We start from the raw sequence: 13,662 nt of genomic DNA on the forward strand, positions 1-13,662 counted from the left end.
AAGATGATGAAAAATACGAGATACCTATTCCAAGTGTTGCTAACCTTAGCGGGAGGCAGCCTACTTTTTTTATCGTGTAAAAAAAATCTGCCAGATGCAAGATTATCGCTATCTAACGATACCCAGTTTACACAATACATTTATCAGCCGGTTTTGGGCAGGAATACCTTGTTCACCAATAACTTCCAGTATGGCAACTCAAGCAGGCCATTGGATTTCAAAATCGTGAACATGCGTACGTTTGCCGGCGAACCGGCTCCTGAGCTGACCAATTTTTATCCGGTAACGGTTTGGAAAACGGCTTACGACGGTACAGAGAAATCGTTGGCCGAAATAGAAGCCAAGCGTACAACAGAAAACCACCAGCTGTTTGAAATCAGGCCGCATTCTGGCGAGTTTTTGATGTGGGGAGCAGCCAATTCGAACATGATCAAGGCCCAGCCAGACTCAGGCTATGTGTTCGATGTTGAAATGTCGAACTCGGGTGGCAGGAAGTATTTCCAGAAGTTTCGTTTAATGCCATTGCGCGAACGTCCGTACGAACCTTCCAACCTCGATCCGATTACTGGCCAGGCCACTTCGGTGTCGGTTAACCCTACCGGGATGAACATTACAGGTACCAGAAGCGGACAGCCATTGAGCTCTAACGACGTACAGGTGTTGTTTAACAAGGTTGGCAACGGTAACAGCGTGAAATTCAAATTTGTAGATACCTTGTTCAACCCAATCAGTCCCGACAAGTTTGCCGCTACCGACTGGAGCAATGTGGTGCATGGGTTTAACATGGTTAAAGATGCTTCTGGCGTAAAATACGATGTAGCTTATCCAATTCCTTGTACCAGTTATCCTACCAAGTACACAACTTCGTCGGGCGATCAGGCCAGGGCGGTGTTCAGGTTTAACAGACAGGCTTTTGGCAACGTGCAGCAGCAATGCTTTATCGCGCTCAATTTCAATATTTATCAAAAGGGCGACTGGGAGATCATCTTCTGGTTTAAGCGCGACAAACCAAAATTCGATAATGATTAATGAAAACAAATAGATCACCACAAAACATATTTCCAATGAAGTATTTTTACAGCATAGCTATTTTATTGATTTTTGGTTTTCAGCAAGTTGCCTTTGCCCAGCAAAAAATCGCAGTAAGCGGCGTAGTTCTTGATGGCAGCATGAAATCAAAAGAAACCATACCAGGCGTTAGCATTATTGCCGATGGAAAAGTTGTAGCACAGACCGATGCCGATGGCAAGTTTAGGGTTACCGTTTCGCCCGATGCCGAATTATCTTTTAAATACATCGGCTATAAAACCGCAGTGGTTAAGGTAGCCAACAGAACCAATATTACCGTAACCCTTAGTGCAGATAACACCACGTTAAAAGAGGTAAACATTACTTCGGCGGGTTACATCAGCAAATCGAAAACGCTCTCTACGGGATCGAGCGTTAAGATTTCGGGCAAAGACTTGCAAGGCCAGCCGGCCGGCGACGTGATTTCGCTTTTGCAGGGCAAGGTGGCAGGTTTGAATATCCAGAACAATACCGGAGCACCTGGTTTCAGGGGTTCGGTGGTTATCCGTGGTATTTCCAATATCAGCCTATCAGGCTCGGGCAATAGCACTTTCTTAACACCAACTTCGCCATTGTTTGTAATCGACGGGGTTCCGGTTGATGACAATACCAATTATTCTTACGGATTTCAGCAAGCTGGTCCGGGCGTTTCTCCGGCCTCTCAAATTCCGCCTGAAGATATTGAAGACATCGAGGTATTGAAGGATGCGGCGGCTACGGCGCTTTACGGCTCGCGCGGTGCCTACGGGGTAATTTTGATTACCACCAAACGGGGTAATTCTAAAGTGCCGATTGTACGCTACAGCGGTTCGGCCTTCCTTTCTACCGTGCCGCAGCTCCGCTCTGTAATTGGCGGTAAAGGCGAGCGTTTGCTCAGGATAGACCAAATTATGCGTTACGATACAACAGCTAACCATGCCATAGGCTTGATTAATGGTACGCCGTTTTTGGCCGACAGCTTAAATGCCTATTACAACAACTCTACCAATTGGCAGTCTTATTTCTATCGCCCAACGTTTAACCAAACGCATAACCTTAGCGTTTCTGGTGGCGATGTAGCCTTTAACTACAAGGTGGCATTGGGCGCATACGACGAAACAGGTATCCAAGAAAATACCGGCTATTCTCGTTACAACGTGAACATGAACATGACCTATAACCCCACCCGAAAGTTCAAGCTGGTTGGCCAATTGAACAACTCCATACAGAAGCAGCAGACGGGTAGTGGCAACGGTTTAATTAACAGTGGGGTAGCTTCGGGGGGTAACTCGTCGTCGCTCTTGCCCGCGCCATCGCTCTATTCGTCGGTAAATTCGGTGCTTGGAGCCTTAAAAACAGACAACGACAACAAGATTTTAAACACTTTTGCGACTATCAATGCCGAGTATGAGCTGATACCCAATTTAAAGTTGGCTACCTTCTTAAACTATACCAACCAGTCGAGTACCAAAGACAATTTTTCTCCGGGTGCCTTAAACAGCAACCAATCGCAATACTATACTTACAACGACCGCTCTACCAAGTTGTATAACCGGAACCAGTTGCAGTATGTATATTCGATCAAGGAAAAAGACGAAGATGCCCACAACTTTACCGTTTTTGCCTTCACCGAGCTTAACTCTTCGTTTTTCAAGGCCGATGCCATTTTGAACCAGAGAGGCGTAAACGACCAGTTGCGTGGCCCATTAACCAACATGACCGATTACCTGACTTCTTTGGGCGGAACAATAGATTACAACGATTTTAGGTCTATTGCCTTTGCCGGTCAGTTCTCTTACAACTATAAACAGAAATACGTATTGGATTTTAACTACCGTGCCGATGGGGTTTCTACCAATGGTCCGAATACCGGATTTAAACGTAGCCCAGCAATTGCTTTGAAGTGGAACTTTAACAAAGAAAAGTTCATGGAGAAACTAAAATGGCTTGACTATGGCGATATCCGTTTGAGCTATGGTTCTAATATCCAGCCGGTTGGAAGTATTTACGATGCCTATGGCAGGTATAATGCCGGCGACAGGTACAACAATTCAAATACCGTAATCCTCGAGCTTGGCAGGTTGCCTAACTTGAGTTTGCAGCCAACCAAGGCCACTACCTATAACTTGGGCTTCGACCTTGGTCTTTTCCAAAACAGGTTCTCGGTAGCTTTTGATACCTATTACAAGCAAAACGACAATATTTATCAAGAGAAAGCCTTGTCTGGAACCAACTCGTTTCAAACCATTGCCTCCAACGAAATCAGCAACGTAAACTACGGCTGGGAGTTCCAGGTAACAGGTCGTCCGTTAAGCAACAGCAGTCCATTTAAATGGAGCTTATCGGCAAGTTTGGCCATTAACCGTGAGGTATTGGCGGCTTTGCCAGACAAATTGCGCGAGAAGATTTATGAAGATGCCTCGAGCTTGGATCAAGATACCTATTATCGTTTAGGTTTGAACTCGCTTTCAAATTACCTGTTCAATACCAAAGGCGTGTATGCTACCAACAAACAGGTACCGGTTGACCCGATTACAGGTTTGCCTTACCGTGTAGGTGCCAACGGAAGACTGAACTACTTCAAGGCTGGCGATCCTATTTTTACCGATTTGGATGGCAACTACGTGCTCAACGATTACGACAAGGTAATTGCGGGCAACTCGCAGCCACAGGTTACCGGTGGTATCACATCATTCTTGCAGTACAAAAACTGGAGTTTGGAAATCAATGCCTCTTTTACCTTCCAACGCGACATTTTGAACAATGCCTTGGCCAGTCAGCTTTTAAACTTTAACAACCCAACGGCCCTAGGTGCTTTGGTGCCACTTTCTGAGTATAACTATTGGTTGGCCAATGGCGATGTAGCCAAATATGGCAACCCATTGGATTTCATCAGGTCTGGTATCATCAATCCATTCAGGTATTCGCAAACCTTGTTCCAGGAAGATGGATCGTACTTTAAGCTGAATGCGGTGAAGCTATACTACAGCCTGAACCAAAAATTCACGCAGAAATTCGGCATGAACAGGGTAAGCTTAAACTTTACGGCCTCTAACTTGGGCTTCATTACCCGATACTCTGGCCCTAATCCTGAAAACGTAACGGCATTGGGTAGAGACAGCTCTGGCGGTTATCCGCTCTCTAAGCAGTTTGCATTTGGTTTAAACATTGAGTTTTAATCTTGGAAATTATGAAAATGAAAAATATAAAATATGTATTGGTGCTGGCCGCTTTGTTTGTTGTGGCGCCAGGATGTAAAAAATTCCTTAACGTAACGCCAATAGATGCTTTGTCTGGAAATAATTTCTGGCAAACCAGGCAAGACGTAGAAGGTTTTACCAATGGTCTTTATACCAGGCTGAGAAATAAGGTAGCTTCGGGAAGCGACCGTATGTTCTTCCCTGCGCTCGACATCAGGTGTAATTTTGTAAAGGTAATCAGCATGGAGAGCAGTGGTACCAACAGCTTCAACAACCTGATCAGCAATAACCTTAAACCGGTAATTTCTGGTACCACCAGGTACGATAATGCCTTAAAGCAGCTGATGGATTGGAAAGGCTTTTACGATATTGTGGCAGCTGCCAATATCCTGTATACCGAAGTAGACAAGGTTCCATCAACCAGCCTTTCGCAAACAGATAAGTTGCGTTATAAAGCCGAAGCTGTTTTTATGCGCAATTTGGCTTATTTGTTCATTACTAAGCTGTATGGCGATGCGGTTTATTACACAGAAGCCTACCATAGCGCCGCTTTGCCACGCAGTCCGCAGCTTGAAGTGCTCAACAAATGTATTGCCGATATGTCGGCGGCCAAAAATGATTTGCCAACGGCATATTCAGACGTATCGCTGAGCGGTTTCAGGCCAACTAGGGCCAGTGCAGTAGCCTTGTTGATGCACCTGAACATGTGGGCCGCTGCTTGGGATACTGCCGATAAGAGCAAATACTATAAAAACGTACTCTTGCTAGCCGATGAAATGGCTACCTACACCAATTACAGCCTATTGCCGGTGACTACAGAAAATACCCTTAAAATTTTCAAGGGCCGTAGTTCCGAAAGCTTGTTTTCGGTATTGCAGGAAACTAATTATGGAGAGAACTTTGCGTTAACAGCTAACTATTCGTACTACTTTTCGCATTATCCTTACCAAGGAACGGTATCAAAAACGGCGAGTTTCCTATCGTACGATAAAGATTACATCACCAAGCTGTTTCCAGGAGGGACGCCCGATGCCAGGTTAACTACTTGGTTTGAAAACTATAACGCAGATAACGGAAGTTTTCAGTTCAAAAAATTCATCAATACCTATACTACGGGTACCGGTTCGTCTATTTCGGTGACCAACAACGACAGTGCGGTTATTTTCAGGTTGCCAGACGCCTTGTTGCTGGCCGCAGAAGCCGCTGCCGAATTGGGCAACGAAGATGCCGCTAAAGGCTATGTAAACCAAGTACGTACGGCTGCGGCTGCGCCGTCTATTACTTCTACAGGCGAAGAGCTTAAAGCTGATATTTTTAAAGAAAGATGCAGGGAATTGATAGGTGAAGGCCAATTCTTCTTCGATTTGGTGCGTACCAAAAGAGTGACCAATCCAGATTTCTCTAAAAACCCAATCAGCGTAAGCAGCTTTAATGCGGGTGCCTGGACTTGGCCTTTAACCATTAGCGCCACCGAACGTACGGCAAACCCATATTTGGTTGGAAATAATTTTTGGAATTAAAAGCGATATAGAGATGAAAATGCAAAACAGAAATAAAACACTATTGTTGATGCTTGTATCGGCGTTATTGCTGATGGCCAGCTGTAAGAAATATTATTTTGACACCGGTGTGCACGAGGCCAAATACAACGGCACCATATTGCAATACCTCAAGTCGAAACCTGCCTTGTTCGATACCACCGTTAGGGTAATCAACTTGGCTGGAATGAACGATGTGATAGACAAAGAAAACATAACTTTCTTTGCGCCACCCAGCGGATCGATATTCAAATCGATTAAACGCCTGAACATTTACCTGCGCACCAATGGCAAAGATACCGTTTCAAAACTGGAACAGATCAAGCCTGCCGTATGGAAAAACACGCTTTCGCAATATGTTTTTAAAGGGTCGTATTTATTGAAGGATTACCCGCAACGCGATACGCTTTCTTATATCGCTTATCCGGGTCAAGGTTATGCTTCTTATGGAGGCAGGATCATGAACATTGGCGTTATTTTTAACGATGCGGGCGGTGTAGCCTACGCAGGTTACCGTCAGTTGTATCTGGCCTATATTCCCGATTTGTCTAATCCGCAGGTAGCGTTGGTGAATATTCCGGTGGCTACCTCAGATATCCAGCCTACCAATGGCGTGCTGCATGTACTGAACAGGAACAAGCATAATTTTGGCTTCAACACCGATACGTTCATCGAACAGGTTGTTTCATCCGGAATATTACCCCCAGGTCCATAAATCAATTTTACGTAAACTCATCAGAAAATGTTAAATTCTATCAAATATAAATCTGCCTTAGCCATTTTAAGCGCGCTGATGCTTGTTTTGGCGGTTTATTCTTGTAAAAAAGAAACAGAGCTGGCGCCAGATCCTTATGCAGGGGGCAAGCAGCCATTGGGCATTACCTTTATCTCCAAATCTACGGATCCAGATATCGTTACTGCAGGGGCAACACTTAGTTTAAAAGTAAACGGGTTAATGAAGTTCAAAGACAATTTTAAGCTTTACGTGAACGAAATCGAAGCCGAAGTAGTGAACTATACCGACACCACCGTTTCGTTTAAAGTGCCGCTAACTGCAAGTACGGGCAGTATGTGGATTACCGCACAGGGGCAGAGCTTCTTCGGACCGATTATTAAAGTAGGGGGCAAAGTAGCCGTAGACGATCAGTTTAAAATCGTGAATGGTGCATCCAACAGCAGCGGTGCAAGCACCGTTTTCGATATCGAGCAGCTGCCTACAGGTAGGTTCTGGCTTGGCGGTGCCTTCAATAACTTCGAATTAAAAGGAACCGACAAAGTGCCGAACGGCGGTATTGCCCAAATTGATGCCGGCGGAACTTACATCACCACCGATATCAATTTTGGAAAAGGTGCTGGCGGAGGTTTCAAAACCATTTACTCCATCAACAGGATTACAAGTGGTGCGCAAAACGGCAAGTATATCATTGCCGGAAGCTTTACCAGCTATAACTCTACCAGGCCAAACAGGCAAACCCTCAATAACATTGCAAGGCTAAATGCCAATGGTACATTAGATACCATTAAAACTGCTGACAAAGATGCTGCGGGAAATTCGTTGGTGCCTATTGTAAATCCTAAACCGGCAGAAACCTGGAAAAATGGCGATACCGTTTCGGCCTTCAATGCCGGAGTTGACGGTACGGTTAGAAAAACATTTGTGTTTGGCGAACAGATTTACATCATCGGCAATTTCCAGAACTTTAAGCGGATGTACATTCCAAACTCTAGCTACGACGAGAAAGTTTACGACGTAACCAAAATGAGGCAGTTGGTCAGGGTAAATTCGGACGGTACGATGGATTCGACCTTCCACTACAACAAAACTACGCGCCAAAGTGCGGCAGGAGCCAATGGTGCCATTATGGATGCCATGATGCAGGCCGACGGCAAGCTGATTTTGGTAGGCAGCTTCAGCACATTTAACGGTGTACAGGCTAACCACATCGTACGCCTTAACCTCGATGGCAGCGTAGACAATACCTTCTTGGCAGGCATAGGAGCAGATAATGATGTGTATGCAATCAGGTACAATGCCACCACTGGCAAAATCATGCTGAGCGGTTCGTTTGCCAGTTTCAACAACAAGCCCTTGTCTGGCTTGGCTTTGCTCAATGCCGATGGCAGTAATGTAGCCACATTTACTACGCAGGCCATTACCGGTGGTATAGCTACTTTCGCGGCCCAGCTAAACAATGGCAAAATATTGGTGGCAGGTTCGTTTACCAAATACGGCGATTACCTGCGTCAGGGTTTTATGGTCTTGGAAGCAAACGGGCAGTTGGCCGTAGGCTATAATAATACAGGTGGTTTCCAAGGGCGTGTTTACGATATGATCGAAACACCAACTGCCAGCGGATCGCAGGTAATCTTGGTTGGCGATGTATTGAGGTTCAATACCATCTTGCCGCACAACGTACTTAGATTGATCATTTCAAATTAACCTCTTAATTTATTCGGTTATGAAAAAAATTATAAAATCGGTTTTTAACTTCAAAACATTGGGCATGGGATCCTTGTTGGGTTTCATTTTGCTGAACGCGGCCTGTAACAAAGACTTCGATAACGTGCTGCCGCAAAAGTTTAAGAACGATACAGCTGGAATTGGCAATAATGCTAAAAAAGTGCTTTACATTATTGTGGATGGCATGCGCGGTTCGGTAGTAAGATCCATAGCGCCACCTAACCTCACGCAGGTAACCAGCAAAGCCATTTATTCTTACGATGGTTTGGCAGATTACCAGCTCAACCCGATTACCAACGCCGCGGCATGGACCACCATGACTACTGGTGTAGATTATACCAAGCACAACGTAACCAGCGAAAGTTTTGCTGGCCTTAACGTACAGAATACGCCAACTATTTTCACGCGATTGAAACAAAGCCTGGGCAATGTCAGGACGGTTTCTTTTGCCTCGACGGCCGCATTTAATGATAATCTGGCTGCTGACGCCAGCTTAAAGCAGAACTTTGCCGACGATAAATCGGTTAAAGATGCCGTTGTGGCCGAGCTCACGACTAATAATCCATCGTTGCTGGTAGCCCAATTCCACAGCGTTGAAACTGCAGGTGCGGCAAATGGCTATACCGAAGGTACCCCGGCCTACACCTCGGCCATTGCTACTTTAGATGGCTACATTGGCGAAGTATTGGCGGCATTAAGGGCAAGAAGTACTTATGCCGGCGAGAATTGGCTGGTTGTAATAGCCTCAAATAAAGGCGGTGCAAGCGTTTCTGGCGGCTTGCCGGGCTCTAATATCTTTAACGATCTTTCGAGAAACACTTACTTGGCCTTTTACAACCCTAAATTCAGTCCAACACGCGTAGACCAGCCCAACATCAACAGCTTGCCTTATGCGGGGTTCGCACCAAACTTTTCGGGCAACAATGGTGCCTATACAGCGGCGGTAGCGAGTAACAATACCATTGGCGATTTTGGAACCAGTGGCGAATTTACGGTAATGGTAAAAGTGAGGATGGACCATGCCTCAACGGCTTATCCGCCATTTATTGGAAAAACACCAGATTTTAAAAGCGGTAGCGGTACAACCGGCTGGGTGTTTTTCTCGGCAGGAGATACCTGGACCATGAAGGTGTCGGGTACCGGAACCCAGATTGCCGGAGAAAAAGTAAGAGACGGGGTTTGGCATACCTTGGCTATGCGTATCTATAACAACGGCACACGTAAGGCCAAAATTTATACCGACGATAAGATGAGCGCCGAACTGAACCTGGGTACAGCCAACATGTCGGCCCCAACCGTTCCATTTACCCTTGGTCATATCAACTCAACCGAATCAAACGGAACGATCAATGTGCTGATCAAGGATGTAGCTATCTACAACATTGCCATACCAGAATCTGATCTTATTCCCTACATGAGAAAAACGGTAAAACAGCCAACCGATTTATATTATAACAACTTGATTGGCTACTGGCCATGCGACGATAACCAAGGCAGCGTAATCAGGGAAGCTTCTGGCAAAGGTGTCAACCTCAATTACGTAGGTGCGCCAAACTGGAAGTCGTTTAGCGACATTTCTCCATACATCTCTCCAGAAATCTCGCAGGCCGCTTATCAATCTGTTCCAAACGGCGTGGATATTCCTGTGCTGATTTATAACTGGATGAATATAGCCGTGCCATCGCAATGGAATTTGATGGGCAAGCTTTATGCGCCAACAGTTAATTATCCAACCAAATAATAAAATGCTATACGATGAAATTTAATCATGTAACTAAATTGTCTGTGCTGATTTTATTATTGGCCACAACAGCCTGTAAAAAATACGGCTATAATATTCCCGATGGATATACCGATAACTCGGGTAATGTAGCCAACGGCAAAATAGACACCAATATGGCGGTTATCGACAAATCGATGTACGCCAAGGCACGTGTATTTCCGGGCTTGGTAGACCAGTCTGAACCGCGTGTAAAAGATGCCAAGTTTACGTTGGATCTTAACTTTACCGACCAAACTTCAGATAACCTGCGCATCAGCGTAGCGCCTCAGCCTCAATACAGTACGGGCTACTATGCCGCTCCTGGCGAGTTGGTGAAAATCATAGTTCCGGCTGGCATACAAGGTCTGGGCATTCAAATTGGTGGCCAAACCGATAACTTGGGAGGCAAATACCCTTTGCTTAGAGACCCTGTAATTTTTACGCGTCAGCAGTTATATCCGGGTACCAACTACATCCGTAACCTGTATGGCGGTACCATTTATATCAATGCCAGCTTTGCCTATCCAAACCCGGTTGAGTTTACCATTTCTGGTGCCTGTGTTTCTCCAGACTTTATCCTGGGCCAAAGCACCGATGCCGATTGGGTAGCCAAAGTAAAAGCATCACAGGTTCCTTGGCTCGAGTTCAGGAGCAAGCGCGTAATTTTCCTGATGCCGAGGGATAAGGTGATAGCCACCTTTAGCTCTTCGGAGCCTTTAACCAACCCAACCGCGGTATTGAGCAAATGGAATGATGTATTTGAATTAGATTACAATGGCTGGATGGGCCTTTCAGACAATGCTGCCGACATCAGGGACAGGAGCCCGCAAGGCGCTTGGAGAGGCGTATTGGATATTCAGTTGTCGGCCGGTTACGGCCACTCGGGTTTCCCATTTGTGGGTACCAACGATGCCGAATGGTTCAGTGCTTTCTCGAGCTTGAAGAAAATTTCGACCAGCAACGGCATGTGGGGCAGCTACCACGAATTTGGCCACAACTGTCAGCAAGGCAAGGTTTGGAGCTGGAGCACTTTGGGCGAAACTACCAACAACCTGTTCAGCTTTAAGGTAGCCAACAGGATTGGGGCCGATTATAACATCCTGCACCCGTCCGTATCGAGCGGCTTCCCGCAAGCCATTGCCTACGCCAGTGGAACCGGTACCAAAAACTTTGATTTGGATGCTGCCATGAACGATCCATTTAAACGCATGACACCTTTTGTACAAATATTCGAGAAATATGGCTATGGTGCCATGACCTACCTGTATTCGCAGGCCAGACATGCCGAGCGTTTGAATACCAGCGATATCACCATGCATAATTTCGTGTACGAAAAGCTGTCTGATTATACCCAAACCGATTTGGCCTCGTTCTTCGATGCTTGGGGTATTTTGATCAGCGATCCGGTAAGAGATAAGGTTGCCGCCAAATATCCGGTATTGGCTACGCAGATCTGGACTTACAATCCGCTGAACAGAACAGGTGGTACTGGCGCAATTGCACCAATAACTTACCCTTTCGTGTCGAGTATTTCAAACAACCAATCGTCAGAAGGTTCTCCAGCCAACCTGTTAGATGGCAATACCGCAACTTACTGGCACTCGCAATACAGCCCTGCATTAACCAATGCAACAGCTTTCCCAATCAACATCGTGTTAAAAGTGGGCAGATTGCCTATCCAGGTACAAGGAGTAACGCTAACACAACGCCAAAACAGCAACTCTTATGCAAAAGACATGGAAGTGTTTATCAGTACAGACGGTACCAACTATACCACCATGGGCACATTTACCTTGCCTAACAACAATGCCAAATTCAACTATAATTTCCCAACAGGCGTACAAACCGCTAGGTATGTAAAACTGGTTATCAAAAATCAGTACACTACTGCCAATACCTATACGTCATTGTCTGAATTCAATATCATTAAACCTTAACCGAAATGATGAAAAAATATTTCAACTATACACTCTTAGCCGGTATTTCGCTTTCGGTATTGGCTATTGCGGGTTGCAAAAAATATGATAATCCACCACCTGTGTTCGAAGAGCTGAAGCCCATTAGCGACGTGCAACGAAAAGTGCTTGTGATCAGTATTGATGGGGTTACAGGTAGCGAAATCAAAACTATTGCGCCTACCAACATGGCCACCTTGCTGCAAACTTCCAAATATTCGTACGAAGTACAAAAAAGCGGTGTGGGTACCGATGCCTCTTCGTGGGCCAGCATGGCTACCGGGGTAAGCTACGCCAAGCATCAAATTGGTACCGAAAGTTTTGAAAGGTTGGCCGATCCAACCGGCGACGACCACGCGGCGGTAACTTCGTACAGAAACGTTTTAGATTACATTACGCAGTTTAAAGCCACCAAAACCGCAGTGGTAACGCCTTGGTCAAATCTTCGCTATTACCTCAGGAATGCCGATTTTGCTCCTGTAGTGAGCACAGATCTAGCCGTAAAGGACAGCACAGTTAACATCTTGAGCAAACAAGATAACGTAGGTGCCATCTTCGTCAACTTTAGGGATGTGGAAGCAGCCGGAGCCAATGGCGGATTTTTGGCCAGCAATGCCAATTATAAAAATGCCATTGTAAAAGCCGACGAATATGTGGGCAATATCGTAGCCGCATTAAAGGCAAGAAAGAATTACGCCAAGGAAGATTGGCTCATTATGGTGACCACCAATCACGGTGGCAGCAGCACCAATCCGCAGGCTGGCTTTATCATTGCTTCGAATCCAAGGCTTAAACAGGAGGAAATCAAAAAGAGAGGCTTCAATACGGTTTTGTTTAATAGCACCACCATTGGCGCGAGTGTGAATAACGACAATGGACTATACGACCCAGGTGCTACTAAAGACTTCACCGTGCAAATGCAGGCTAAATTTAACATTGATACCTATTATGTAGGTTTTTTGTCGAAGAGCACATTGATCAATACAAGTAGTTCTCAGCCACAAACCGGATGGCTATGGTTTCAAAGCGATTCTAAAAAATGGAAAACGTCTTTTGGAGGGGCTGCGAATGGAGGTGGAACAAGCAGACCAGAATGCGCTGGTGGTGTCGTTTTTGATGGCAATTGGCATACGCTTACCATGACGGTAAAATATGTAAACAGCACCACAAGAACTGTGAGCACCTATACCGACGGCAATCCGGATGCTACCTTAAACATTAGTTCTCTTAAAAGCTTAAGCACCACAGAGAAGTTAACATTGGGTTATAAGCAATTTTCTGGTGGAACAGGCTTGAATTTCCAAGGTGCTGAATTATTATATTTCAACACCGCATTAGACGCGGCAACCATTAAAGCAAATATTGCTTTAAAGGATATAACCCAACATCCGAATTATGCCAACCTGATTGGTTATTGGCAAAACAATGAAGGTACCGATGCCTATATTGCCAACAAGGCACCGGGTGGTTATGACATGTTGCTGTATGGCGCCTATACCTGGAAAGCTATGGGTACAGATGTACCATCTTCGGTAATTGCCGATCCAAATGCTACCGGCAAGTCGATCGCTCTGACACCGACCACTGTGGGTGCCAATATGTTGTATTGGATGAAGATCAAGATCCTGCCAGATTATGGTCTGGATGGCAATCCGTTCTTGAACCAATTTGAATTAGAATTTTTAAAGTAGTTTAAAAA

8 protein-coding genes are annotated in these 13,662 nt (G+C 45.4%); all 8 read left to right on the forward strand.

The window, feature by feature from the left end:
* The first annotated feature begins 6 nt into the window (after window positions 1-6).
* Genes JHD69_RS01130 through JHD69_RS01165 form a run of 8 tightly spaced genes read left to right on the forward strand, consistent with a single transcriptional unit; the run spans window position 7 to window position 13,654 of the window.
* Window positions 7-1,029 carry a DUF5007 domain-containing protein gene (locus JHD69_RS01130; RefSeq protein ID WP_199136443.1) on the forward strand — a complete coding sequence of 341 codons (1,023 nt, stop codon included), beginning with the start codon at window positions 7-9 and terminating at the stop codon, window positions 1,027-1,029.
* 35 nt (window positions 1,030-1,064) lie between these two features.
* On the forward strand, window positions 1,065-4,226 hold the full coding sequence (locus tag JHD69_RS01135; RefSeq protein WP_199136444.1) for a SusC/RagA family TonB-linked outer membrane protein: 3,162 nt from the start codon (window positions 1,065-1,067) through the stop codon (window positions 4,224-4,226).
* Window positions 4,227-4,243: 17 nt separating this feature from the next.
* Window positions 4,244-5,767 carry a RagB/SusD family nutrient uptake outer membrane protein gene (locus tag JHD69_RS01140; protein ID WP_199136446.1) on the forward strand — a complete coding sequence of 508 codons (1,524 nt, stop codon included), beginning with the start codon at window positions 4,244-4,246 and terminating at the stop codon, window positions 5,765-5,767.
* Window positions 5,745-6,500, forward strand: a complete 756-nt coding sequence (locus JHD69_RS01145; RefSeq protein WP_199136448.1) for a fasciclin domain-containing protein — start codon at window positions 5,745-5,747, stop codon at window positions 6,498-6,500. Before JHD69_RS01140 ends, JHD69_RS01145 begins: the two co-directional genes overlap by 23 nt.
* Window positions 6,501-6,527: 27 nt before the next feature.
* Entirely contained in the window at window positions 6,528-8,225 is a 1,698-nt protein-coding gene (locus JHD69_RS01150; protein ID WP_199136450.1) for a DUF5008 domain-containing protein, read from the forward strand.
* A 19-nt stretch (window positions 8,226-8,244) separates the two neighbouring features.
* The gene (locus tag JHD69_RS01155; protein ID WP_199136452.1) at window positions 8,245-9,987 is read left to right on the forward strand and encodes an alkaline phosphatase family protein; all 1,743 of its coding nucleotides are present in this window, start codon (window positions 8,245-8,247) and stop codon (window positions 9,985-9,987) included.
* A gap of 14 nt (window positions 9,988-10,001) precedes the next feature.
* Window positions 10,002-11,945, forward strand: a complete 1,944-nt coding sequence (locus JHD69_RS01160; protein WP_199136454.1) for a M60 family metallopeptidase — start codon at window positions 10,002-10,004, stop codon at window positions 11,943-11,945.
* A gap of 5 nt (window positions 11,946-11,950) precedes the next feature.
* Window positions 11,951-13,654, forward strand: coding sequence for an alkaline phosphatase family protein (locus tag JHD69_RS01165; protein ID WP_199136463.1), 1,704 nt, complete (start codon window positions 11,951-11,953; stop codon window positions 13,652-13,654).
* Window positions 13,655-13,662: the final 8 nt, after the last annotated feature.

The organism is Pedobacter sp. ASV12, from assembly GCF_016429155.1.
Taxonomy (GTDB): Bacteria; Bacteroidota; Bacteroidia; order Sphingobacteriales; family Sphingobacteriaceae; genus Pedobacter.